Below are 23,560 nucleotides of genomic sequence, written 5' to 3' on the forward strand. Positions count from 1 at the left end.
TTGAAACAAGTATCCTTAAATGGAAATAAAACATTTTCAAGAACAACGAAGCTTATAAAAATAGTGTTTTTATAAACTTACAGCGCGTGCGATCGTGAACAAACGTGAAGCGGGGTGGAACCCTTTTGTGATCAAGTCTTTGATGATCGTTGCACCTAACATGCTGTAGACGGTTCCGTTACCGCCAAACCCTAAACAATAGTACTCGCCAAGACGGTTAGGGTGTTCACCGATATATGGCAGTCCGTCATGCGATTCTCCAAACGTCGCACACCAAGAATGAGAGATTTTTGGGGATAGATCTGGAAAATGTTCTTTGATCTTTTGAAGAATTCGCTCACCACGTTCTTCGATAAGTCCTTCATTTAACGGTGCTTCAGCTTTGTCTTCATCTAGACCGCCGGCAACGATTCTTCCATCTTTAGTCGTCCTCATATAAAGGTATGGACGCTTCGTTTCCCAGATCATCCATTCGTCGTACCATGTTTTCAGTGAAGGTAGAGGTTCTGTTACGATCGCATATGAACGATTCAGGTCCGCTCCTAATTGCTGAGCTAAAAAGTCGTTCTCATAACCAGTCGCAAAGATAACATATCTCGCTGAAATGGTTCCTTTTTCGGATTCGCAGGTAAAGCCGTGAACCGTTTTGGTTTTACGAATAAGAGGTGTTTGTTCAAAGATCCTAACTCCGGAAGCGGCCGCATCCTTTAACAAGATTTGTACACACTTATACGGGTTCACATCTGCATCACCACTCGTAACGAGAGCAGCTGGTTTGGAAAAAGGAAAACGTGAAGAAATCTCTTGTGGTTCTAGGTATTCTACTGGAAAATCGTACTTCTTTAATGCCTCATATTCACGTTCGAGTTTTAACGTATCTTCTGGAGTGCTGGCATAGTACAAGCTTTTTTGTTCACGGAATTCAGGGTCTTCGGATAGTCCAGACGTCATCTTCTTCAAATCTTCTAACGCCTGTAAACAAAGCTGATAGAAATAAACAGCATCCTGTTCACCTTGCTGTTCAATGAGTTCGTGCAGCATCTTATCGCTTGAGAATTGCAGAAGTCCTGTGTTTGCTGAGGAGCTTCCTGCACCGGGGTGTCTTCGATCGATCAATACTACATCTAATTCTTTTTCTTGACCGAGCACATGGGCACATAGGGCGCCTGCCATGCCTCCACCAACAATTAGTACATCACACGATATATCTTCTTCAAGAACCGGGTACTGACCCGTGTTTGTATAGGTTTCAGGCCAATAGAGCTGACCATTGTGTAAATTCATAGTGACTCCTCCTCGTCTTCTCTTCATTCCCCCTATCTTGTGTAAAGAAACGCATGAGAAGAAACTTTTTCAAGAATATGGATTTTGTGTGAATGCTCCTGCTACAAGGTTCAATTTTTAAGGAGAAACTTTAAATTATGATGAGTGAGGAAGAATTTAAATTACACAAAAAAAAGAGCTGCATGCCCGATTGGACAAGCACCTCTCTTCTTCAACTTATGGCAATGTATTAACTTTATCTTCTTCTTTTACAAACAATAAAATTTTGCCCATATCGAGCTTCTTCTCATACTGATCTGCTTCTACATCAGATAACCCTAATTCTGTCATCTTGTTGCGAAGCTCATCGCCTCTGGACTCAAATACATTGCTAATCGCCGTGCCGAGTCCTTCTTCTTTTAAACCGATTGTATTTACATCTGCGTCATGTGCGAGATCTTTTGTGTCATCCTTTTCGTGGGATAATACATATAAGTTGTCTTCGTGAATACCTCGAGCTTTCAAATCACTTGCAGCTGCAATCAATTCTTGTTGAGAGTTAAATTCATGTACGATAGGTTTCACCATTTACAATCCTCTCCTTTAAACGAAGTTATAGTGTGTATTCACGAATTTTTAAAGGACTAAACATACTTTTTTGAATGCGTACCGGGATAAAAGTACTAAAAGAGCCGCTTGAACTCAGGTGTGTAGGCATAAACTCCTTTTTTATTGGAATATAACGTTTTTACATCATTTTTACGAAAATCCTCTATCATTTTACATTTCAAAATATATACTTTTAATTGTTGAGTTTTTTACAAAATGAGTGATAGGGGAGTTTGTTTAATGAAAAAGACATTATCAGCTTTAGCACTTGCTTTAGGATTAACACCAATCGGCGCAGGCGTACATGCAGAGGATCACGCCACCCAAAAACACAAGGGCCGTTACTTAGATGTTCAACTGCTCGGAGTAAATGATTTTCACGGACAGATCGATATTACACGTAATGTGGCAGGAGAACCTGTTGGACGTGCAGACTATCTAGCAAGCTATTTAAAGATGAGAGAACGAGAGAACCCTAACACTCTTTTGGTGCATGCAGGCGATATGGTAGGAGCGAGCTCTCCGACATCTGCATTGCTGCAAGACGAGCCAACAGTAGAAATCATGAATAAGATGGGCTTTGATGTAGGAACATTAGGAAACCATGAGTTTGATGAAGGCGTAGATGAGATGATGCGTTTGATAAAAGGTGGAACTCATGAAAAAACAGGCTATTTTAGAGGTGCAGACTTTCCATATGTGGTTGCTAATGTCATAGATAAGAAGACGAAGAAAAATATTCTTCCACCTTATGTAATTAAAAAGGTCAAAGGTGTAAACATCGGATTCATCGGAGTAGTTTTCTCAGACACGCCGGATATCGTCATTCCGAGTGGAACAGCTGGCGTTGAATTTATAGATGAAGCAGAAGCGATCAATAAGGCAACGAAATCTCTTAAGAAAAAAGGCGTAAAGTCTATCGTTGTTTTAGCACATAACCCTGTTGAGCAATCGGCGATCGGAGAAGTATCTGGTGAACTCGTTGATATGGCAAACAGAGTGGATGATGAAGTTGACGTAATGTTTGGCGCACACAATCATAGAAACGTGAACGCTGTAGTAGATAACAAGCTGCTTGTACAAGCATTCTCATACGGAACAGCTTTTGCTGATGTGGATCTTAAAATTGATCGCCGTACAAAGGATATCGTAAAAAGTAAAGCAGAAGTAGTTTCGGTTTTGCAAAAAGGTGTAAAACCTGATTCGAGAGTTACAAATATTATTAAGCAAGCCGAAGACCAAGTAGCACCGATCATCAATGAAGTAGTAGGGAACACGAATCAATTGCTATCAGGGGCAGAAGCCTATAATGGTGAGTCTGAATTAGGAAATGTGATCGCAGATTCCATGACAGAACAGACGGGCACTGATTTTGCGTTTATGAACCCAGGAGGAATACGTGATGTGATCAATCCGGGTGAAGTGACATGGGGAGAACTTTTTAACGTTCAGCCGTTTGGCAACGACCTTGTTACGATGACACTTACAGGAGCGCAGATCAAAGAACTTTTTGAATCTCAATGGGCAACGGAAAAAGAGAAGATGCTTCAGATTTCTGGTCTGAAAGCTACGTTCGACCTTTCCAAACCTGTGGGTGACCGAACTGTTTCTATGGTTAAGAGTGATGGAACACCGATTGCAGCAGAACAAGAATATACAGTTACCGTAAATAATTTTATGGCCGGTGGCGGTGATGGTTATACCGTTTTACTAGAAGGGAAGAATCCGACGGTAAGCGTTACGGATCTCAAAGCACTAGTGAACTATTTTAAAAATCGCGATACCGTATCTGCGCAGATTGAAGGAAGAATAACGAAGATCAACCCATAATTAAAAAAGGCAAAGCGTGTAAAATGCGCTTTGCCTTTTTCTATTTATTATCCACGTTCCACAAGGTCAAGTCTTCCTGTAGCAGGGTCGATAACGAGACCATGTACTTTAATATCTTCAGGAAGCAGCGGGTGATTTTTAACAAGTTGTACACTGTTTCTCACAGAATCTTCAACACTTTCAAACCCTTGAACCCATTTCTTCAAATCGAGTCCAGAATATTTTAACGTGTCAAACGTCGATTCTTCAATGCCACGGTCTTTCATCTTGGCAAGTAGTCCATCTGCGTTTACATTGCTCATTCCGCAGTCATAGTGACCAATGACCATTACTTCTTCTGCTTTTAGTTCATAGATAGCCACAAGGATACTTCTCATAATAGAACCGAATGGATGCGAGATTACCGCTCCAGCCGATTTAATAACTTTTACATCACCATTCTTGATATTCATTGCACTAGGCAATAATTCAGTCAGGCGCGTGTCCATACAAGACACAATAACAAGTCCTTTATCAGGAAATTTAGTAGTTTGGAAAGGTTCATATTCTTTGTTTTCAACAAATTGGTGATTGAACGCTAAGATTTCGTTAAGTACGGACATGATTCTCCTCCTTGTTTCTACAGAAAATAATTAAAGTATAAAAAGATTTAGAAGTATACGTCTTTTTCTATCATATTCAGCTTAAACTCGCTAACATATTCACTTCTATATTCACTATTATACAAAAATGTGGGCCGAATCTGCTCTTTTTTGTATTTGAAGCGAATCTTTTGTTGATAGAAACTTTAAAACAAAAGCACATTGTGACAAACATTTTATTAAAAGGTACGTATAATCGCTATTAACACCACATACATTGGTAAGTCGAAGGGAGGGTGAAACAAAGAAAAAACTTGCCAGTAAAGTAGGGTTTAAATAGATCGGTACAAATCAATGAAAATTTGAAAGGGGTAGGGAAGATGGAAGTTATGACGTATGTACTTTGGGTTCTGCTGTTAATGGGGTCGGTTATGAAGAACTACATGGTGTCAGTTTCTATGCCGAAAACGGGACAAGTTATCATGGCGAATGAATCTGGTGTTAATTTCTTTTCGTATGGCGAAGTGAGTAACAAGAATGCATCGGAAGTTATGTCTGCAATTGCCGGTCCTTTCAATAATCAGAATTTCAGTTGGGTGGATACGTCATAGATTACATAAATGAATGTTTGAATGGGTGTAGTGAAATTTTTGATTTAATCACTTGAGAAGAAGGGGGTCTGCTGAAAAAAATAAATAGGGCTATTTTTCGCATTCACTATCATGCTCGCGGCAGGATCACCGTACGTGTGCTAGTGTATGAATATACTTGAGCGGAATTTGGAGCTAAAGGCAGCTTGTTTGAGCTGCCTTTTTTGGCATTTATTTTATTTATGTGAACGGGTTTGATAGAATAAGAAAAAAACAATTGTGGTGAAACCGATGAATATATCAGTAAGTCAGTTTGCAAAAAAAATAGAAAAACATGTTGCTGAAATGAAAGTATTAGATGAGAATTCTCCAAAACTGCGCGAACATGTCTCAGCCATTCAAACATTGTGCGAATTAATGCTAGAAGCGGATGAGGATGATTCAGCTGTTGACGTAAAAGGCTGGGTCCCTTCATATCCGGTTCAAAAACCAGCTAGCCTAGTGACCGCTCCTCCTCCAGCAAAAAAACACAAAAAGTCTATGATGGACTTTGATATGGACTATGAGGATGAAGATCAAGACGAAAAAGACGGCAACGGAGACTCTATTTTTGATTTTTAATGCAAGATTGTTGGAAAACCTGCTCTTTCTGAGTGGGTTTTTCTTTTTTATGTTGGTTTGTATGGGGGAGAGTACTTGTGGTGGGGTAGAAGGAGAGGGGATTTCGGAAATTCTGGAGATAATTCCACAAGTTTTCCCCACATTTCCCCGTTTTGATATTTTCACAAGGGTCTTCTCACAACGAACATTCTATTCCAAAAGGTTGTTGTTTTTAAGTAATTTTCTACTTTGATAGTTGATTGTAGTGGAAGGTGCGAGACTCCTGCGGGACAGGCGGGCAGTCCCAAGAGTGGAAGTGGCTCGTTCAGCCCCGACAAGCAAAAGGTGAATGGGCTAGGAAGGCGCCCTTTGCCTTCTGGACCATTTAGCTTTTGACCTCGAGGGGCTAGCCACTGCAACTGGACAGGTGAGACACTTATACGAAACGTACGAATGTGGCTCACCGCCTGCCCCGCGGAAAGCGAGCACCTGGAACGGAAATCAACTACTTTCAAGGGCAACAATGAATGCGCAAAATATCCATAAAAAAAAACAGCACTACTATCAGCGCTGTTAGATCGAAACATAAGTATTCTGGTGTTCCATTCGTGCATCTCTACGTTTGGCAATTTCAATTCTTTCGTTGATCTTTTTATTAGAAAAATAAATGGCAGTCACTGTTGCGATTAGACTTAGAGCAGCTAAACCAAGAATTGTATATATCATTGTAATAAGAAGTTCCATTTTATTGTTCCTCCTCGTATGTAATTTTTTTCTGTCATACTTTTTTTATTCCACTGCCACATTTATTTAAACCTCTTTCTAATTTTCTTTCTATGGTTTTAGTTTTTAACACATCATATGCCTGTTAAATTGGAGCGCAAGGTTGACGACTCCTAAAGGCGCAAAGCAGCAGGATGCTCAACGCACGCCCCGTGGAAAGCGTGCAACCTGGAGCGGAAATTAACAAACTCTCAAGACCCATTTCAAATAGGTCCTTTGAATCAAAATAAAAATATGAGAAAGGAATGATGGTAAAAATTCTTCGTTCGCCTTATACTAAAATTACGAACATACGTTCTATTCTGTTCGATAAAAAATGAGGGGTGAATGGAAATGGTCGGAGCAAGTGAATGGTTAAACTTAGTCAATCTCCTCGGTAATGTGGGATTTCCTATTGTCATCGCGGGCTACTTGCTTTTTCAGTTTGAGAGGCGCATTCAGAGCTTAGAAGGAATCATCCGAGAACTTCACTCTGAATTAGTAGAGAAAGAAGAGCTTGAGCGTAAGATCGATCAGTACGTCCGATTGCTGGACAGCGAACGTCAGCCGAAAAAACGTTAACGTTCGCTTTTTTTATCATGGACAACCCGTCCGCCAAAATTTTTACAATCCTGTGGCAACCTTTGTATTGTCATTTTTCAATGGTAAGATAAAAGAAAAACAGGAGTGGAACAGGATGAAGCTTTTTCTTATATTAGGTGCGATTCACGCAATGCTTGCAGTCATGCTCGGAGCTTTCGGTGCACATGCACTCGAAGCTAAATTAAATGCTAAGAACATGCTAAATGTGTACCAAACTGGAGTTCAATATCACATGTATCATGCACTAGCTTTGTTAGTTGTCGGTGTTTTACTTGGTAAATTTCCAGCTTCAACGCTATTAACAGGAGCAGGTTGGTCTTTCTTTATCGGTATATTGCTTTTCTCAGGAAGTCTATATGCTCTCTCAACGACAGGTATGAAATTCTTTGGTCCTATTACACCGCTTGGCGGCGTAGCATTTATCGTTGGTTGGATTCTGCTGATTGTTGCTGTAGTAAAAGCATAATAAAAAGGCGCTCTCTTAAAATTAGAGGGCGCCTGTTCTATAATTGCCTGAACCAGACATAAATAATATCTATCAACGAGGGCTGTATTGGGACATCTGACCACCTTGTTGCTGTTGTTGCTGTGTGCCATACGGATAGCTATAATTGATCTCTTCATCAAACGTGACATAGTTTACATACACCATCAATAGCAGGTAACGTTTACCTGTTTGCGGATCGCTTAGGATGATGTGATCACGGCCAGCGGCTTCAATGATTCCTTTGAACACCTTGGCGTTCCATTTTTCATTGTTTTCGAAGGTCATATAAACGGTTGCGACTTTCCCTTTGTTCATCCTTAAAATATTTTCGATGTAGGACTGCTCGAGCGGAAGCTGCCCAGGTGCACCGATATCTTGCAGAGGGCCGCCGCCCATTCCTGGTGCCTGCTGACTTTGTGCCATGTCTTGAGGAACCCCCATGCCTGCCATTCCTCCCATGCCGCCACCCATCATACCCATTCCATTCTGAGCCCGATAATAATCTTGGCCGTACGGATTAAAGTTGTTCATCAACAAACCTCCCTAAAAGGTGTTAAACACATTTGGACAATCGCTTTGTTTCGGCTGATAAAAACAGTGAGCCTTGAAGCTTCCCGAATGAGGCTGATTGTACCAAGTCTTCGGACAAGCCCCTGTTGGATCGAAAAACCATAACGAATTTCTGGCAGGGTGGAAGCGCTGCCCGTTAATAACCCTTCTCGCTAACCTTCTTTCATTCTCTCTAGCACCTTGATAAAAATATCCTTTGATCGTGGCTTCAAATCCACCAGGTCTTTGAAAGACCATCTGCTGCATCGTACGAATATTTTTAAAATCAAGGCAGTTGGAGCGAATTCGATTGACGCCGGTATTACCAACAAGGAGCATCCCTTGGTCACCTTCACCCTCAGCTTCCGCACGTATGAGACGTGCCAGCAAGTCAATATCCTTATTTGTAGCTTTAATGACTGCCAATTGCCTTCCCCCTCTATGTTGTTAATCTTGGTGTACAAGCAGGGAAACAGAACATTCGATATATGTGTATGAGCTGTTTTGGAAAACTAGACCAAAAATAGGATGGGAGTTTCATGTTTTTGGGACATTTATGAGGTGGTGCTGATAAATTGATTCTAATCAGCAATGAAAGAATCAGTAGAGTGGAAGGTATGTTCTTGTGGAAAGAACATTATAGATAGATGTTTAAATGGGGCAACCTCTAGCAATTAATTTCACGGTAATCCATTTTTTATTCACGGTAAGTATGCATAATTTCACGGATAAAGTTAATAAATTCACGGATAAAAAAATTTATCAAAGTTTCGACAAAAACAAAAAAGATGACTCATCACATAAGAATGAGTCATCTCCATCATTACACCTGCAAATAAGCAGGCACTGCTTCTTTTGTAAGGATGTTTCCAACGTAGAACGATCCGAACTCGCCGTAGCGCGCACTTACTTCGTCAAAGCGCATTTCGTATACGAGTTTTTTGAATTGAAGCATGTCGTTTGAGAACAGCGTTACGCCCCATTCCCAGTCGTCTAGACCAACTGAACCTGTGATGATCTGCTTCACTTTTCCTGCATACCCGCGGCCGATCATGCCGTGAGAGTACATCATCTTCTTGCGTTCTTCCATCGGAAGCATGTACCAGTTATCCTCGCCATCACGACGCTTATCCATCGGATAGAAGCAAACATGCTTCCATTTTGGCAGTTCAGGGAACAGACGAGCTTTGATCATTGGATCCATCTCGCCGCTCTCGTTTTGTGGATTGTACGTACTTAGCTCGACAACCGAAACGTAAGAGTATTCTTTTACTGTATATTGTGCGAATGCTGTTTTGTTAAATGCATTTTCGATTTCGTTCAGCTCTTCCATCGTCGGACGAAGAAGCATCAGCATAAAGTCAGCTTTTTGACCCATGATGCTGTAAAGAGCGTGACTGCCCACTTTGTTTGCTTCTACGTTCTCCCATTTCTCTAGGAACGTCAAAAATTCATTGATCGCATATTCTCTCTGGTCACCCGAAAGCGTTTTCCAAGAGGCCCAGTCCATCGTACGGAAATCATGAAGGCAATACCAGCCTTCTAGTGTAATCGCTGCTTCACTCATCAATTATTCACTCCTTGCTAGAAATAAACACGTCCCTACAAATATACCATAAGTAGGGACGAATCCAAAAAGGAGGAATTAGCTGTATTGGCGAAGCAACTGCTCAATCTTACTTTTAACACCAGCAGGATTTCGAAGCTCAGCGCGTGACAGAGTGAGGCGAACCTTCGTCTCATCCATATCCATCGCTTCAGAAAGCATGCCGAACAATCCTTTTCCTTTTTTATCGATTTCTAAGAACAGCTCGATGCTGTCTGTTTGTGGAACTAAGATCACTTCAAGCTCATCCAGCTTTCCAGCATATGCTCCTGACGTTGGCACATACTCAAATTCTTGTAAAAACGGAAGTCTGCGGCGCATATAACGCGGTGCAGAACCGCAGTATGCTTTTCTGAGGCGGAATCCAAGCTGCTCGATCGCATCAAAGATCGCAGTCGTTTCAGCGTCAGGCAGTACGCGAATCTGATCGTTATCTGTTGGATCTACTGCCATCTGGATATCAAGTCCAGTTTTGATCCATACCGGAGTGTGGCCAAGTGTTAATGGCGCATCATATGGAAGTTTAAGAGAGAACGGAATCTCTTGCTGACTGCCAGCTTTTACAACAAGTGAGCTCGTAACATTTGTCTTTTCAATCGCAGCAGTATCTCTCACTTTTTTATCGTCCACTTCACGATAGTATTCTGTCATGACATAAAGAGTGATGTGATCGATATTTTGATCGACTTTACCACCCTCGATTCTAATCTTTCCTGTAATGCTCTCACCAGGTGAGTACGTATCTTTATCTAAAATGGTGTCTACCTTTGCTGATCCAATACCTACAGAAGCTAACATACGGTTTACAAAAGACATGTATAATTCCTCCTCAACATTTTTCAAACAATTTTACGATAGATGGGCGAAAAAGATTCATTTTCCAATAAATAAATTTCATAGACGTAAAAAAATTCTAAATATAAGAACTTCTTTTATCAAGCGCTTACAACTGCATGGATAGGTTTAAAAGGTGTGAAAAAAGGAGTACCCTAATAGTGAGTGCAAAAAAGTACAGTTTATATAGAGAAAATAGGAGGCTAAATCATGAGTGATCTTTTTATAGATTTAAAGAGTAAAGTCCAGTCCGCTAACCCAACAATCGTTTTTCCAGAAGGTACGGATGAAAGAATTCTAGAGGCGGCGAGCCGTCTAGCATCTGAGAAAGTTCTACAACCGATTTTAATAGGAAATCCTGCTGACGTAACAGCAAAAGCACAAGCTGGCGGATTTTCACTTGATGGGGTAGAAGTACTAAACCCTGCTGAATATGGAGAGTTCGACGCTTTGGTTGATGCGTTAGTTGAACGCCGTAAAGGAAAAACAACAGAAGAACAAGCACGCAAAATTCTTTTAGATGAGAACTATTTCGGAACGATGCTTGTTTACACGGGGAAAGCTCACGGACTTGTAAGTGGTGCAGCACATTCTACTGCTGATACCGTTCGTCCAGCTCTACAGATCATCAAAACAAAAGAAGGCGTTAAGAAGACTTCTGGCGCGTTCATCATGGTTCGTGGCGATGAAAAGTATGTGTTCGCAGATTGCGCGATCAACATCTCACCTAACAGCCAAGATCTAGCTGAATCTGCGATGGTTTCTGCTGAAACGGCACGTGTTTTCGGTATCGATCCAAAAGTCGCACTTCTTTCTTTCTCTACAAAAGGATCAGCGGTTTCTCCAGAGACAGAAAAGGTTGTAGAAGCGTTGGAAGTATTAAAGGGAATGAACCCAGACTTCCCATATGATGGAGAGCTTCAGTTCGATGCAGCATTCGTTCCATCTGTAGCAGCGAAAAAAGCTCCTGAATCACCGATTAAAGGGGAAGCGAACGTATTTATCTTCCCAAGTCTTGAAACAGGAAACATCGGATACAAGATGGTTCAACGTCTTGGCGGATTTGAAGCGATCGGACCGATCCTTCAAGGCTTGAACATGCCTGTAAACGATCTATCTCGCGGATGTAATGCAGAAGACGTTTATAAATTAGCGTTGATTACAGCGATGCAAGCTCTGTAAGTTCATAATGTAGTGAAGCCAGCTCTAAAGCAGCTGGCTTTTTTGTATGGAAAATGGATGTTATGGTGGCCGAGCAGCTGCTAAAAATACATCATCACATAAAAATGGAGTCACATCACATAAAAATTACCGCTAATCACATAAAAATAGCCATTCATCACATAAAAATAAATTTCAAGTCATATCCTGTACACCTCAAAAAGACACTGCCACCTAAAGTGACAGTGCCTTCTCGTTTCGATCCCACATTCGCTTTATATTTCCAGGAAGCAGCTCGCTTTCCTCGACCGAAAGCTGACCGCTGTAAAAAAGCTCGCTGTTTTTGTGAAGCACTCGTAATAATGAAGCGTGTATATCTGCCACGGTTAACGGGTGCCCCAGCAGTTCCGCTAAACTGGCCATCACATCAGGCTCTATCTCTGGATATTGGAACTTTGTATCCTCGCCAGCCAAACCGCGCTTATAAAATTCTCCGATCACGGACGCGCGCTCTGAACCGCTGCCGTCTACACATAAGTAAATCTGTACCGCAACACCGCCGCGCATACGCCGCTGAGAGATTCCTGCAAACTTTCTGCCGCCGATACTTAGATCGTAACTTCCCGGGCAATAAGAGCCTACGATCTCGTATGCTTCAAACTTTGCATCATACGGCGCAAGAAGCTCTTCCACAAGTGCAGTCATCGTGTCGTACCCTTGATTGATGTCGATCGTCCCTTCTTTTTCAGGAAGAATAAGCGAGATGTTCAACACACCGCTATCGAGCACAACAGCAAGTCCGCCTGAATTCCTTACGATTGCCCGGTATCCTCGCGACTCTAAGTATTCAATCGCCTCTTTTAGGTGAGGAAGACGTGTGTCTTGTATGCCGAGGACGATTGTGTCGTGATGCACCCATGTGCGTGCAGTTGCCGGAGAATTACCGCTGCCGATCGACGTACAAAGCGTATCATCTGTAGCGAAAGACTGCCGTGCATCAAAAGACGGACCGAGTGTAGACTGGTCGATCAACCGCCAGACAGGCTGAGAGAGTAGATGGTCGGTCATTACAATTTCTCCGCCACGATGATGAACGATTTTGGAATGCCGCGGTCGAGTTCATCTGGGTGTGGTTCTTCAACGAGCTGTTTAATCCAAAGGCCGGCAGATCCGATAGCAGTTATAATTTCACCAAGCGTCCATTGGCGGATCTGTACTTGGAACGGTGCGCGTTCTTCTGAAGTCGCATACTGTAGTTCAGGTAAAAATTTTGAATAAGCTACATCTGTTGTAACAAGCTCTTCACTAAAATAATCTCCCGAAACTTTATGCTTCCTTACCGCTTGGCTCTTTCCTTGAGATTCTATCAACTTTGTAGAAACAGGGTGGAAATCTTGCAGGATCAATGTTCCTCCCTTTTTCAACAGTCCTCTAACAACGCTGAAGTATTCGTTCAGATCAGCAAAATAGTGCAGAATGCCGTTTTCCATGAATGCCATATCATAATTCCCTGTCATTTCGGATTCTGGCAGATTTAAGATATCTTCTACCACATAGCGGACATCAACGTTAGCGGCAGCAGCCAGTTCACGCGCATATGCTGCGTTTGAATCAGAGATATCGATCACTGTCGTCTCTGCTCCAAGAAGAGAGAGTGCGACTGCTTTACTGCCGTGTGAACCTAAGAGATTCACGATCTTTTTGCCTGAGACTTCACCAATGTACTGATCTAATGGCTGAAGTCTGCGTTTCGGATCTTTTAGAATACGAGAAACTGCTTTCTCCGGCACGCCAAAGCGGTTGACCCAGGCTGTATAAGAGCTGTTGCTCCAAGCTTGTCCGTTTCTAATTCTTCGATCTTGATCCATGATTGGTTCCTCCTGAAATCTATATAAAATCTATCATTTCCGTTATAAGCCTTATCTAGTATAACCCAAATGTGAACGGTAAGAAAATGGTGTGAATACCGATAAAAAGGGAGTGCGGATAGAAAAAAATAGTGGTTGTTTTCAAAGTTAAGAACACGATACAATAGGGTATATTCTAGTAGTTACAACACGATACTTATACAGAAAATACCTTCTTAGCTAGACGGACGAGGAAGGGATTTTTCTTTTTTACGAGAATTCTTACCTATAAATGCAGGTGAAGGAGCAGGAAAAAAATCAATGGCTAAACTCTTAGGAAAGTTGCACGAAGAGAAAGTATTTAAAGACCCAGTGCATCGCTATATTCACGTGCGTGATGAGCTGATCTGGCGTCTGATCGGTACGCGCGAGTTTCAAAGACTGCGAAGAATTCGGCAGCTTGGGACGACATACCTAACATTTCATGGAGCAGAACATAGCCGTTTTAGCCATTCTCTGGGTGTTTATGAGATTACGAGGCGGATCATTGATATTTTTCAAGAAAAGAAAACATGGGACCCTGAAAAGCGTCTGCTTGTTCTTTCAGCGGCTCTTCTACATGATGTAGGACACGGTCCATTCTCACACTCTTTTGAAAAAGTGTTCGGTGTGGATCATGAGGAATTCAGTAGAGACATTATACTAGGCGATACAGAAGTTCATCGCGTGCTTTTGCAGATGGGAGAAGATTTTCCTGTACAAGTAGCAGAAGTGATCGCGAAAACACATAGAGATAAATTGATCGTCAGTCTGATCTCCAGTCAGATTGATGCAGACAGAATGGATTATCTTTTGCGGGACGCTTATTTTACAGGAGTGAGCTACGGCAATTTTGATATCGAGCGAATCCTTCGTGTGATGCGACCGACTGAAGAGGGCGTCGTCATTAAATCAAGCGGCATGCATGCGGTAGAAGACTATATCATGAGTCGTTACCAAATGTACTGGCAAGTGTATTTTCATCCCGTAACGAGAAGTGCGGAAGTCATATTGAGTAAAATTTTGCACCGAGCGAAGGAGCTTTATGAAACAGGGTATTCATTCAAAAGAGAACTTTCTCATTTTAAAACGCTTTTTGAAGGCAATGTTTCGCTTCACGATTATATTTCACTCGATGAAGGTGTGATCCATTATTATTTCCAAGGTTGGATGGAAGAAGAGGACACAATCTTAAGTGATCTATGTCATCGTTTCATCGATCGGAAATTATTTAAGTACACCGAAATGGTCTCATTTACGGACGGACACCTGCTGTCGAGTTACTTTACAGAAGCGGGCATCAATCCGAAATATTATTTAGTAGTAGATTCATCATCAGATCTGCCATACGACTTTTACCGCCCAGGCGAAAAAGAAGAGCGTCTGCCGATCAACCTATTAAAACCAAACGGCGATATCCGTGAGCTGTCCAGAGAATCAGACGTGGTCGAAGCGATCTCGGGCAAACGCCGAACCGATCACAAACTCTATTATCCACTCGATCTGATCGAAGCGATTGAGGATACAACGCTTAAAAGTAAAATTAAAGAGATTTTGAATAGATAGGGCATTTAACAGTGGATTGAAATTTTTTTGCTGTTAAATTCACTTCAAGAGGTTTTTTATTGTTTGTTTCTAGAAGACATCACTGACAAGTTGATTGGAGTGTAAGGTGGGAGACTCCTGGGGGATCAGCGGGACAGGTGAGACACTTAACGGCGCAAAGCGGCAAGTGGCTCACCGCACGCCCCCCGGAAAGCGAGCACCTGAAACGGAAATCAACTACTTACAAACGCAACCTTGAATAATCAAAGAAAAAATAGATAAAAACGAAAAAGGATGTTAGGGGGAACGTACTGTGTTTGAGGATCATTTAAAGGTAGTCACCTTGATTCAAGAAGCCGGAGAAGTCGTCGGTCGGAAAAAGCTTCAAAAGATGGTATACATCGCTAAAAAACTAAACTTTCCTTACCAAGAAAAGTATCAATTTCATTTTTACGGCCCATATTCAGAAGAATTAACATTGAAGATTGAAGAGCTTTGCAACATGGGTTACATACATGAAGTGAAAGAAAAGGTGAGCGGCTATTCGCAGTACCGTTATGCGGTAAACGAAGAAGGGAAGAAGCTTCTATCCACATACGGCGCGCAGATCGAAAAGCTAGGGAGCTGCGTTCGTTCAATGAATGAACAGTCTTCCAGGTTTTTAGAGCTTGTTTCAACCGTGATGTATTTCGAAAAGCTGGAAAAGGACGAGATCAAGGAAAAAGTACAAACGGTAAAAGCAAAGCAAAAGTATACTGAAGAAGAGATGGATGAAGCTTTTCTGTATATTGATTCATTAAAAGGACAAGTTCAATAAAGATAAACCTGTTTAAAGAGCGTGAAATCGGCGCTAATGAACAGGTTTTTTATTTACCATCTAAATTGTAGTGGATGGCCGTTATTGAAAACGCCATAAATATAAATAAATGTGATAAAGATCGTAAATGGAACGATAATGCCGAGCAGCGTCATGAAAAAGCCTTTTGCCACACTTTTCTCATAAAGGCGCGTTGCGTAATAGCCGATTCCGAGTCCTATAAACAAGAGTGATAAAATTAATGCAACAAGCCAAATCTTCATGCTAGCGCCTCCTCTATTATCAGCATATCCAGCACATTCTCCTTATAAACGACAGTTTGTTTGAAACTTTTTTATATGAGGTACGACTAACAGGGTAAAAGGAGGGCTTAGTGATGAAAAACATGAAGCTGATTGTAATGGCATGTCTGCTCGTTCTCCTCGCCGCTTGTGGCTCGAAAGCAATGCCAGAAGAGGATAAGAAGAACGGAGCACCTCAGGTTAAGAACGAGATACCGTCTGAAAAAGAGGGTGTACAAGCTGAACTCGCACTCCAAGAAAATAGTGAAGAAGCAAAATTAACGTTGAAAAACGCATCCGATAAAGAAGCTGGTACTGGAACCGCGTATGCACTAGAAAAGTGGACAGACGGTAAATGGACGAAAGTAAATCAGAATCAGATGTTTACCGAGCAGATGATCATGGTGAAAGCTGGATCAAACTATGATCAAGCGGTTGATCTTAAAGAACAAGATGCAGGAACCTATCGTGTATCGAAAGAGTTCTTTGTAGATGAAAAGAAGGAAAAAGTAGCCGTTGTGTTCGAGACAAAATAACAAAAGACCGGTCAGCCCTATAGTTTTAGGGTCGGCCGGTCTTTTTTTAGTTTTTATGGATGTATCATTGCTTCTATTACTTCGTTGAAAAGTTGATTGTAGCGCAAGGTTGCCGACTCCTACGGGACGAGCGGTCAGGTGGAGACTCCTAAAGGCGCTTAGCGGCAGGAGGCTCACCGTTCGCCCCGTGGAAAGCGTGCAACCTGGAGCGGAAATCAACTGCTTTCAAACTATTTTTAATGAGGTAAAAACGCTAGTTGATAGAAGAACAATACGGCAAATAAGTAAACCAAGAACGGAACTTCACGATATTTACCTTTTACAATTTTTAGAATCGGATACGAGATGAACCCTAACGCGATACCTGTTGCGATTGAAGACGTTAATGGCATCGTTAAAATGATTAAGAACGCTGGGAATGCTTCATCAAGTTCGTTCCAATTAATCTTGCTAAGTGAACCAAGCATCAAGCTTCCGACAATAATCAGTGTCGGTGCAGTAATTGCGGATAATCCTGAGATCGCACCAACGAGTGGTGAAAAGAACGCAGCGGCTACAAATAGCATCGCGACCACTACAGACGTCAGACCAGAACGACCGCCTGCAGCTACGCCTGAAGATGATTCGATATAAGCGCTTGTCGGGCTCGTACCAAACGCAGCACCAACTGTCGTCGCAACGGAATCAGCTAACAGTGCTTGACGTGCACGAGGCATCTTATTGCCCTTCATTAGTCCAGCTTGTTCTGCTACTCCAACCATCGTACCGGTAGTATCAAAGATCGTTACAAGCAAGAAGGAGAACACAACCGCATATAATCCATATTGAAACACGTCAGAAAAGGCTGTGATCGGATCACCAAAGATGAAAAGTTCTGATGGTGAGTTTGGCGTTGATACAAATCCTTCTTTAAATTCTAAATGCCCTGTAAAGTAGGCGATTGCGCCCGTGATGATCATTCCGAAGAATAGGGCACCGTTCACGTTTAGTCCCATCAGGATCAACGTGATAGCAAGACCACCAAGAGCAAGGAGAACAGTTGGTGAATGCATATCACCTAAAGTTACTAAGTTATCAGGGTGAGCCACAATGATTTTAGTAAGACGCAAACCGATGAACGCGATAAACAGTCCGATACCAGCTGTAATACCATGCTTTAGGTTTGCTGGAATAGATTCGATCAATTTTTCACGAAACGGTGTTAAAGATAAGATGACAAAGATTATTCCTGCCACAAAAACTGCCCCAAACGCGATACGATAGTCAATATTAGGGTTGTTTCCTACAACAGAAAACGCAAAATATGCGTTCAGCCCCATACCTGGAGCAATGGCGATCGGATAGTTGGCCATTAAAGCCATCCACAGTGTACCGACTACCGTGGCAATAATGGTTGCAATAAACACAGTGTCAAAAGGAACACCAGCGGAATGCAGGATAATCGGGTTGACTATAACAATGTACACCATCGTCAGGAATGTTGTGATTCCTGCTAATATTTCTGTTTTGATGGTCGTACCAAGTTCTTTTAGTTTGAAAAATGAAGAAAGCATACGTTAGAACCTCCAAAATACGAACGATTTATGAGTACATGATATATAATATTCGTTTTTAAGTGTGATTTCAACAATTATCTTTAAAGTTTCCAACTGAGAGTTTTTTATGATTTGTGATACAATACGTGATAACAATGAATGTTTAGAGGAGCTGGAAGCATGAAAGATTTTTTCAATTCCAATGATGGTGACAAAAAGAAAAAAGGGATGGGTTTTACCATCATAAGTGGTGACTCCACAGACGGGCATGGCGGTTACGGTGTCGGGAGTCTGACGCTTGATCACGTAACACCTGTAATCGTCGATGTTGAAGAGTCGATCGCTTATATCGACATGGGAGCCATGCACGCGAGAAGCGATGTAGAAAAACGCATAAAATTTACTCCGAATCGTGAAGATACACCAAATCCACGCCTATATTGGCTCGTTTGGGTAACGATCAATCGAAAAGCAGAAGGACCGTTTTACTTCGGATTGACAGCTTGCGAGATGCGAGTAGATGTTGAAGCACGAAGAGGCTATAAGAGTCTGCCAGAACACGTGAACCGTATGGATAAATCCATGAAGGGCAAAATCATCATTGAGGATATGGACGAAAACGCTCGTCGCGTGCTCGGAAACTTCCTTAAAGAACATGATGAAGCGATGTTTAACCGTTCTAGTGACGAAATTAAGTCATTAGTGGAATAAAAATGGCAAAGTTATGAACCTTTTTTGAACATTTTGCAAATAACTTGTGACAAGAAAGCACTTCCATTAAAATATAGGTAGCATTGTACACACAATGTTTCTAGGACAATAAAGTGCCCGGGGCTCCTGTAGTAGAGCTCCGGGCATTTTATTTTGTCTTTTTAGCATGTTGTAGGTTACGATTGAGGTAGAATCATTCGAATATTGTCGACTCGCGGATATCTTTCACAAACTCGTGGGTTAAAGCCCGAAACTTAAGGATTCAAGCTCAAAACTTTTGGATTTCAGTCCGAAACTTAAGAATCCGCCGCTTCGCATAGCTAGCCAGTCACACCTACACACGCATCACCAAGAAAAAATCCGCTTGAAAAAACCTTTTTCCTCTTTTTTCTGCTCTAATTTTTCTTTTATTTCACTCGAAGCACCATGTTCATCACAATACTCTAAAGGTTCTGTTCCTTTTTCATAATACGAGATGCGTGTTACCGGACAGCTGTCGGTTGCGAGCTTACCGTTTTGCGGGTTGATGGTTACCGCTGTTACGCCTTCTGGCTGTTCAAATGATAAAATCTCTTTGTCTTTCAATGCGCTCTCCATAAAATACGCCCAGATCCGTTTGGAGTAACCTGTATCGTTCACATCATGCAGCTCTTCGTTGTTATCGTATCCTACCCAAACACCTGTAACGAGTTGTGGAGAATATCCGACCATCCAGCTGTCATTTGGCGTAGACCCAGATTTCCCAGCCATTGGACGCGTCAAATAGTGGTTGATACTTGAACCCGTAACACTTGTGTAGTCATTCAATTTTTCATCAAACGTACCTGCTAACAGATCGGTCATGACAAATGCTTTGTTCTCGTCGATTACTTGTTTGCTTTCATATTTGTGTTCATATAGCACTTTTCCTTTAGAATCGGTGATCTTCGTGATAAATACAGGCTCTACTTTTTTTCCGCCGTTCGCAAAAACGCCGTATGCGTTCGTCAGTTCTAACACGCCTACTGCTTTTGATCCTAAAGCTAGTGAAGGGATGCTTGCGAGTTCACTTTTGATCCCGAATTTCTTAGCTGTTTTCACAAGTTTCTTAGGACCTAGATAAAGGTTCGTTTTTACCGCATAAATATTATCGGACAGAGCGAGCGCCTGAGCCATCGTAATAAAATCGTTGGCGTAGCGATTCTTGAAGTTCTTCGGCTTATAATCGCCAACACCGTCTCCCATCGCGAATGTTGTTGGTTCAGATTTTATTGGAGTAGACGCGGTGTATCCATGTTCGAGCGCCGTATAATATAGAAATGGCTTAAATGTTGAACCAGGTGCGCGTTTGGCTTGAAGCGCGCGGTTGAACGAACTCTGCTCAAAATCTCTGCCGCCTACGAGCGCTTTTACATCTCCGCTGCGAGGATCCATAGCGACTAGAGCTGTCTGGATCGAACTGTTATCGATGATGCGATTTTCAATCGTGTGTTCAGCATCTGCTTGCATTTTAGGGTCGAGCGTTGTGTAGATACGAAGTCCGCCAAACTGTATCGAATTTGTGTTCACGTTCAATTCCTTTTTTAAAGCGCGCATAACCGCATCCTGAAAATAAGGAGCGACCGTTGCGACCTCTTCCTCTTCTTCTCGTACATAAGTTAATGGGGCTGATGCTGCTTTTTGAACGGAAGCTTTCTTAATCGTTCCATCTTCAGCCATCGCGTTTAAGATGATGCTCTGTCTTTTCTTCGCGTTGTCTTCATGAAGGACCGGAGAATAGTAGCTCGGACCTTTAGGGATCCCAGCTAACATCGTCGCTTCACTTAGTGAGAGCTCTTTTGCATCTTTGCCAAAATAATAGCGAGAAGCGGATTGGATTCCGTAAGAGCCATGTCCGTAATAGATCGTGTTCAAATAACCTTCTAAAATCTCATCCTTCGAATAGCTCATCTCAAGACGAAGGGTATAGAACGCCTCTTGAAACTTTCTTCGCCATGTTTTGTCATGCGTTAAAAAAAGGTTACGAGCATATTGCTGCGTGATGGTACTCGCTCCTTGCACTTTTGCTCCAGCTTTAAGGTCAGCGAGTAAAGCACCACCGATCCGCTTCATATCAAAACCGTTATGTTTATAAAAACTTTTATCTTCAATAGAGATCGTAGCGTCGATCACATGTTTATCGATTTTTTCGAGTGGGACCCAATATCGGTTCTGACCGCCGTTGTTGATCTCTCCCATTTTGGAACCGTCCGCTGCATACATGATGGTTGTTTGTGGAACAAGCAGAGCGGGAGGGCCCATGAGTTTAGCGAGCAGCAACAGTCCAACAAATGATAATGCAAAGCATCCAGTGACGATAAGACCCCATTTTTTCATCCAGCGTATTTTCTGCTGTTTCGTAGCTTCTTTATAGATCTGCCAAAACTTCATAATCCGCCCTCCTTAAAAACTCTCATTTTGTTATCTAGTATGGTGAAAAAAGATGCTCCTTAAACGTGATAAGGGAATGAAGTGCTATAATGGCTGTGAGAAAGAGGAGGTTCGTAACATGCTTATACAAAACATTCAATATATGACGGCTTCGGCAGATGGAAAATGGGTTGTTAACACGGGAGACATCCTTATAAAAGATAATAAAATTGATTCAATAGGAAACTTTGAATGCAATGAAACGGTTGAGAAGCTAGACGGTAAAGGAATGCTGGCGCTGCCGGGATTAGTAAACGGCCATCAGCATACACCGATGTCTCTTTTGCGCTGCTATAGTGATGATGTGACATTGATGACTTGGCTTAATAAAAAGATGCTTCCGCTTGAGATGAAGATGAATGATGAAGATCGCTATTGGGGCGCCCTTCTTTCCATGGCGGAAATGATCAAGAGTGGAACCACATCATACGCTGATATGTACATAGGAATCGATACGATCGGGGAAGCGGCCGTTGAATCGGGCATTCGTTCCGTTATAGCGCGTGGACTTATTGCGATGGACTCGGATTATGAAGGTCGGTTGAAGGAAGCAGCAGATGTTGTAGATCGCTGGCACGGAAAAGGAGACGGAAGGATCACAACGATGATTGCGCCGCATTCACCGTATATGTGTCCACCTGATTTCTTGAAAGCAGCTGTGAATCTTTCAAAAGAAAAGAACGTTCCGCTTCATATTCATCTAGCAGAAACGAAAGATGAAGAAAAGATGATTCAAGAAAAGCACGGGCTAAGACCGGTTGAATATTTAAAACAATCAGGGGTGTTCGACCGTCATGTACTTCTCGCGCATGGTGTTCATTTTAACGATGCAGACTATGAAACGCTGAAAACCGTACAGGGTGGAATCATACACAATCCGGTAAGTAACGCGAAGCTCGGGTGTGGGATTAGTGATGTGAAACGATTGATGGATAGTGGTGTGAAGGTTGGTTTAGGAACGGATGGACCAGCGAGTGCCAGCTCTCTTGATCTGTTCTTAGAAATGAAAGCTGCTAGCTGGTTCCAAAAATTGAAGTACGAAGAAGCGGCGGTTCTCAGTGCGCATGATGTGTTATCGATGGCGACTCAGAACGGAGCTGACATCCTTGGAATCGGGGATGAAGTGGGTTCCTTGACGGTCGGGAAAAAGGCAGACCTTCTATTGATGGATATGAACAAGCTTCATCTGACACCGAGTCATGAACCGGCTAACCTTCTTGTATATTCTGCAACAGGACAAGATGTTGATACGGTGATTATCGACGGCAAGATTGTCATGCGTGGCCGGGAGTTGAAGACGATTGATGAAGAAAAAGTGATTGCAAACGCTAAAGAACGAACGAAAGAGCTTCTAGGGCGATTGTAAGCAGAACGGCACCTCGAAAATGAGGTGCTTTTTTTGTTATAAAAATAATTGACATGAAAAATAAAATTATGATATTATAAAATATTTGATTAAAATTGATAGGTGTGGTACTCTTAGAAGGTTAGCAAATCTGGAGGTGGAGTATTTGTTTCAAATTGGCGATAACATTGTGTATCCAATGCATGGAGTAGGTGTAATTGAAGCCATAGAAGAAAAAGAATTCCCCGACGAAAAACAACAGTATTATGTTATAAAAATGTCAGTTAGTAATATGCAAGTTATGATTCCTGCGTGTAAAATTATGAATTCTAGGATACGTCCTGTTACAGAACTCCTAGCATTGAAGCAGATTATGCACGATTTTCAGCATGGAGAATCGGAAACATTACTGACGTGGAAAGAAAGATATAAAGTTAACACGGACAAGCTAAAAACGGGTGAAATACGCGATGGTGCTGAAGTTGTACGTGATTTAATGCGTATGAAGAAAGAAAAGACACTGAATGCAAGCGAAAAAAAGATGTTGGAAAGTGCATATGGATTTTTAATCAGTGAACTGGAAGTAATCGAAGGGATCACTGAAAACCAAATTAAAAGTTTCTGTTAAGGTTTAACAAAATATATGAGGTGTTAATAACATCTCATAAAAAGTCGTTTCAGAAACATACACTTCTTAAACTTACTTATAGTAACCTCATAATTTCTACAACAATCTAATCCTTGATTATCTATTTACTTTCCTCTATAACCTTATAAAGTTTTTTGAAAAATTTCTATCAATAATCACTTGATCGTAGTAATACTGATTCACACTGGCACGGACAAGGAGCCGTAAGGATGGAAGAGAGGTAGGGCTTCCATTGTTTTAGGTATACCTCAGTGACTATTTTGTAGAAGATTTACTTATCCACCTCCACTAGTACTGTTAATTGAATGTAAAATGGGAAAAGCAGCCGAGAG

General features: G+C 41.8%; 25 protein-coding genes. 12 read left to right on the plus strand and 13 right to left on the minus strand.

What is annotated here, in order from left to right; genetic code table 11:
* Positions 1–69: 69 nt before the first annotated feature.
* On the minus strand, positions 70–1,284 hold the full coding sequence (locus IHV10_RS18765) for an NAD(P)/FAD-dependent oxidoreductase (RefSeq protein WP_197133037.1): 1,215 nt from the start codon (positions 1,282–1,284) through the stop codon (positions 70–72).
* A gap of 216 nt (positions 1,285–1,500) precedes the next feature.
* Positions 1,501–1,851, minus strand: a complete 351-nt coding sequence (locus IHV10_RS18770) for a general stress protein (protein ID WP_137791188.1) — start codon at positions 1,849–1,851, stop codon at positions 1,501–1,503.
* A 261-nt stretch (positions 1,852–2,112) separates the two neighbouring features.
* On the opposite strand from IHV10_RS18770, the gene IHV10_RS18775 reads away from it, so the two are divergent.
* Positions 2,113–3,702 carry a bifunctional metallophosphatase/5'-nucleotidase gene (locus tag IHV10_RS18775; RefSeq protein WP_197133039.1) on the plus strand — a complete coding sequence of 530 codons (1,590 nt, stop codon included), beginning with the start codon at positions 2,113–2,115 and terminating at the stop codon, positions 3,700–3,702.
* A 47-nt stretch (positions 3,703–3,749) separates the two neighbouring features.
* On the opposite strand, the gene IHV10_RS18780 is transcribed toward IHV10_RS18775, so the two are convergent.
* Complete coding sequence (locus IHV10_RS18780; protein ID WP_197133041.1) at positions 3,750–4,304, minus strand: beta-class carbonic anhydrase; 555 nt, start codon at positions 4,302–4,304, stop codon at positions 3,750–3,752.
* A 359-nt stretch (positions 4,305–4,663) separates the two neighbouring features.
* Here IHV10_RS18780 and IHV10_RS18785 point away from each other — a divergent pair, with 359 nt between their 5' ends.
* Entirely contained in the window at positions 4,664–4,894 is a 231-nt protein-coding gene (locus tag IHV10_RS18785; protein WP_137791186.1) for a hypothetical protein, read from the plus strand.
* Positions 4,895–5,164: 270 nt separating this feature from the next.
* A complete protein-coding gene (locus tag IHV10_RS18790) occupies positions 5,165–5,494 on the plus strand; it encodes a YwdI family protein (protein ID WP_197133043.1) in 330 nt (109 codons plus the stop codon).
* A 552-nt stretch (positions 5,495–6,046) separates the two neighbouring features.
* On the opposite strand, the gene IHV10_RS18795 is transcribed toward IHV10_RS18790, so the two are convergent.
* Complete coding sequence (locus tag IHV10_RS18795; protein WP_197133045.1) at positions 6,047–6,217, minus strand: hypothetical protein; 171 nt, start codon at positions 6,215–6,217, stop codon at positions 6,047–6,049.
* 366 nt (positions 6,218–6,583) lie between these two features.
* On the opposite strand from IHV10_RS18795, the gene IHV10_RS23140 reads away from it, so the two are divergent.
* Together IHV10_RS23140 and IHV10_RS18805 are read left to right on the plus strand one after the other, a co-directional pair.
* On the plus strand, positions 6,584–6,817 hold the full coding sequence (locus IHV10_RS23140) for a YvrJ family protein (RefSeq protein ID WP_082861534.1): 234 nt from the start codon (positions 6,584–6,586) through the stop codon (positions 6,815–6,817).
* Positions 6,818–6,932: 115 nt separating this feature from the next.
* Positions 6,933–7,304: a DUF423 domain-containing protein gene (locus tag IHV10_RS18805; protein WP_197133047.1), complete on the plus strand. Its 372-nt coding sequence runs from the start codon at positions 6,933–6,935 to the stop codon at positions 7,302–7,304.
* A gap of 72 nt (positions 7,305–7,376) precedes the next feature.
* Here the strand turns inward: IHV10_RS18805 and gerQ are convergent, their stop codons facing one another.
* The 4 genes from gerQ to IHV10_RS18825 form a co-directional block, all read right to left on the minus strand.
* Positions 7,377–7,856, minus strand: coding sequence for a spore coat protein GerQ (gene gerQ / locus IHV10_RS18810; RefSeq protein ID WP_231618382.1), 480 nt, complete (start codon positions 7,854–7,856; stop codon positions 7,377–7,379).
* Between the two features lie 12 nt (positions 7,857–7,868).
* Complete coding sequence (locus IHV10_RS18815) at positions 7,869–8,300, minus strand: cell wall hydrolase (RefSeq protein ID WP_197133049.1); 432 nt, start codon at positions 8,298–8,300, stop codon at positions 7,869–7,871.
* A gap of 397 nt (positions 8,301–8,697) precedes the next feature.
* Entirely contained in the window at positions 8,698–9,441 is a 744-nt protein-coding gene (hemQ, locus tag IHV10_RS18820; RefSeq protein WP_197133111.1) for a hydrogen peroxide-dependent heme synthase, read from the minus strand.
* A 78-nt stretch (positions 9,442–9,519) separates the two neighbouring features.
* On the minus strand, positions 9,520–10,296 hold the full coding sequence (locus IHV10_RS18825) for a sporulation protein (RefSeq protein WP_197133052.1): 777 nt from the start codon (positions 10,294–10,296) through the stop codon (positions 9,520–9,522).
* 228 nt (positions 10,297–10,524) lie between these two features.
* Between IHV10_RS18825 and pta the strand changes: the two genes are divergently transcribed.
* Positions 10,525–11,496, plus strand: coding sequence for a phosphate acetyltransferase (gene pta, locus IHV10_RS18830; RefSeq protein ID WP_066399140.1), 972 nt, complete (start codon positions 10,525–10,527; stop codon positions 11,494–11,496).
* A 213-nt stretch (positions 11,497–11,709) separates the two neighbouring features.
* Here the strand turns inward: pta and IHV10_RS18835 are convergent, their stop codons facing one another.
* Both IHV10_RS18835 and IHV10_RS18840 read right to left on the minus strand, forming a co-directional pair.
* Positions 11,710–12,543 (minus strand): lipoate--protein ligase family protein, encoded by an 834-nt coding sequence (locus IHV10_RS18835; protein WP_197133055.1) that lies wholly within the window; start codon positions 12,541–12,543, stop codon positions 11,710–11,712.
* Complete coding sequence (locus IHV10_RS18840; RefSeq protein WP_197133058.1) at positions 12,543–13,343, minus strand: class I SAM-dependent methyltransferase; 801 nt, start codon at positions 13,341–13,343, stop codon at positions 12,543–12,545. Before IHV10_RS18840 ends, IHV10_RS18835 begins: the two co-directional genes overlap by 1 nt.
* A gap of 300 nt (positions 13,344–13,643) precedes the next feature.
* Between IHV10_RS18840 and IHV10_RS18845 the strand changes: the two genes are divergently transcribed.
* On the plus strand, positions 13,644–14,927 hold the full coding sequence (locus tag IHV10_RS18845; protein WP_197133061.1) for an HD domain-containing protein: 1,284 nt from the start codon (positions 13,644–13,646) through the stop codon (positions 14,925–14,927).
* A 292-nt stretch (positions 14,928–15,219) separates the two neighbouring features.
* Positions 15,220–15,723, plus strand: coding sequence for a YwgA family protein (locus IHV10_RS18850; RefSeq protein WP_197133063.1), 504 nt, complete (start codon positions 15,220–15,222; stop codon positions 15,721–15,723).
* 53 nt (positions 15,724–15,776) lie between these two features.
* On the opposite strand, the gene IHV10_RS18855 is transcribed toward IHV10_RS18850, so the two are convergent.
* Positions 15,777–15,986, minus strand: coding sequence for a hypothetical protein (locus IHV10_RS18855; protein WP_197133066.1), 210 nt, complete (start codon positions 15,984–15,986; stop codon positions 15,777–15,779).
* Positions 15,987–16,099: 113 nt separating this feature from the next.
* Between IHV10_RS18855 and IHV10_RS18860 the strand changes: the two genes are divergently transcribed.
* Entirely contained in the window at positions 16,100–16,540 is a 441-nt protein-coding gene (locus tag IHV10_RS18860) for an immunoglobulin-like domain-containing protein (protein ID WP_197133069.1), read from the plus strand.
* A gap of 236 nt (positions 16,541–16,776) precedes the next feature.
* Here IHV10_RS18860 and IHV10_RS18865 read toward each other — a convergent pair whose 3' ends face one another.
* Positions 16,777–18,093: an NCS2 family permease gene (locus IHV10_RS18865; RefSeq protein WP_197133072.1), complete on the minus strand. Its 1,317-nt coding sequence runs from the start codon at positions 18,091–18,093 to the stop codon at positions 16,777–16,779.
* 162 nt (positions 18,094–18,255) lie between these two features.
* Between IHV10_RS18865 and IHV10_RS18870 the strand changes: the two genes are divergently transcribed.
* Positions 18,256–18,786, plus strand: a complete 531-nt coding sequence (locus IHV10_RS18870) for a YwhD family protein (RefSeq protein ID WP_197133075.1) — start codon at positions 18,256–18,258, stop codon at positions 18,784–18,786.
* 345 nt (positions 18,787–19,131) lie between these two features.
* Here the strand turns inward: IHV10_RS18870 and IHV10_RS18875 are convergent, their stop codons facing one another.
* Positions 19,132–21,195 carry a transglycosylase domain-containing protein gene (locus IHV10_RS18875; protein ID WP_197133078.1) on the minus strand — a complete coding sequence of 688 codons (2,064 nt, stop codon included), beginning with the start codon at positions 21,193–21,195 and terminating at the stop codon, positions 19,132–19,134.
* Between the two features lie 118 nt (positions 21,196–21,313).
* On the opposite strand from IHV10_RS18875, the gene IHV10_RS18880 reads away from it, so the two are divergent.
* Positions 21,314–22,600, plus strand: a complete 1,287-nt coding sequence (locus IHV10_RS18880) for an amidohydrolase (protein ID WP_197133081.1) — start codon at positions 21,314–21,316, stop codon at positions 22,598–22,600.
* A 145-nt stretch (positions 22,601–22,745) separates the two neighbouring features.
* A complete protein-coding gene (locus tag IHV10_RS18885) occupies positions 22,746–23,207 on the plus strand; it encodes a CarD family transcriptional regulator (protein ID WP_197133084.1) in 462 nt (153 codons plus the stop codon).
* The last annotated feature ends 353 nt before the right edge of the window (positions 23,208–23,560 follow it).

Origin of the sequence: Fictibacillus sp. 5RED26, assembly GCF_015903895.1 — a bacterium.
Lineage (GTDB): Bacteria > Bacillota > Bacilli > Bacillales > Fictibacillaceae > Fictibacillus > Fictibacillus phosphorivorans.

Bases quoted from the DNA above. Each gene is read 5' to 3' on its own strand.
- IHV10_RS18845 (WP_197133061.1), top strand. From the start codon at position 13,644: ATGGCTAAACTCTTAGGAAAGTTGCACGAAGAGAAAGTATTTAAAGAC.
- hemQ (WP_197133111.1), bottom strand. From the start codon at position 9,441: ATGAGTGAAGCAGCGATTACACTAGAAGGCTGGTATTGCCTTCATGAT.
- IHV10_RS18795 (WP_197133045.1), bottom strand. From the start codon at position 6,217: ATGGAACTTCTTATTACAATGATATATACAATTCTTGGTTTAGCTGCT.
- IHV10_RS18770 (WP_137791188.1), bottom strand. From the start codon at position 1,851: ATGGTGAAACCTATCGTACATGAATTTAACTCTCAACAAGAATTGATT.
- IHV10_RS18880 (WP_197133081.1), top strand. From the start codon at position 21,314: ATGCTTATACAAAACATTCAATATATGACGGCTTCGGCAGATGGAAAA.
- IHV10_RS18835 (WP_197133055.1), bottom strand. From the start codon at position 12,543: ATGACCGACCATCTACTCTCTCAGCCTGTCTGGCGGTTGATCGACCAG.
- IHV10_RS23140 (WP_082861534.1), top strand. From the start codon at position 6,584: ATGGAAATGGTCGGAGCAAGTGAATGGTTAAACTTAGTCAATCTCCTC.
- IHV10_RS18780 (WP_197133041.1), bottom strand. From the start codon at position 4,304: ATGTCCGTACTTAACGAAATCTTAGCGTTCAATCACCAATTTGTTGAA.
- pta (WP_066399140.1), top strand. From the start codon at position 10,525: ATGAGTGATCTTTTTATAGATTTAAAGAGTAAAGTCCAGTCCGCTAAC.
- IHV10_RS18775 (WP_197133039.1), top strand. From the start codon at position 2,113: ATGAAAAAGACATTATCAGCTTTAGCACTTGCTTTAGGATTAACACCA.
- IHV10_RS18865 (WP_197133072.1), bottom strand. From the start codon at position 18,093: ATGCTTTCTTCATTTTTCAAACTAAAAGAACTTGGTACGACCATCAAA.
- IHV10_RS18785 (WP_137791186.1), top strand. From the start codon at position 4,664: ATGGAAGTTATGACGTATGTACTTTGGGTTCTGCTGTTAATGGGGTCG.
- IHV10_RS18840 (WP_197133058.1), bottom strand. From the start codon at position 13,343: ATGGATCAAGATCGAAGAATTAGAAACGGACAAGCTTGGAGCAACAGC.
- IHV10_RS18790 (WP_197133043.1), top strand. From the start codon at position 5,165: ATGAATATATCAGTAAGTCAGTTTGCAAAAAAAATAGAAAAACATGTT.
- gerQ (WP_231618382.1), bottom strand. From the start codon at position 7,856: ATGAACAACTTTAATCCGTACGGCCAAGATTATTATCGGGCTCAGAAT.
- IHV10_RS18875 (WP_197133078.1), bottom strand. From the start codon at position 21,195: ATGAAGTTTTGGCAGATCTATAAAGAAGCTACGAAACAGCAGAAAATA.
- IHV10_RS18765 (WP_197133037.1), bottom strand. From the start codon at position 1,284: ATGAATTTACACAATGGTCAGCTCTATTGGCCTGAAACCTATACAAAC.
- IHV10_RS18825 (WP_197133052.1), bottom strand. From the start codon at position 10,296: ATGTCTTTTGTAAACCGTATGTTAGCTTCTGTAGGTATTGGATCAGCA.
- IHV10_RS18855 (WP_197133066.1), bottom strand. From the start codon at position 15,986: ATGAAGATTTGGCTTGTTGCATTAATTTTATCACTCTTGTTTATAGGA.
- IHV10_RS18870 (WP_197133075.1), top strand. From the start codon at position 18,256: ATGAAAGATTTTTTCAATTCCAATGATGGTGACAAAAAGAAAAAAGGG.
- IHV10_RS18860 (WP_197133069.1), top strand. From the start codon at position 16,100: ATGAAAAACATGAAGCTGATTGTAATGGCATGTCTGCTCGTTCTCCTC.
- IHV10_RS18805 (WP_197133047.1), top strand. From the start codon at position 6,933: ATGAAGCTTTTTCTTATATTAGGTGCGATTCACGCAATGCTTGCAGTC.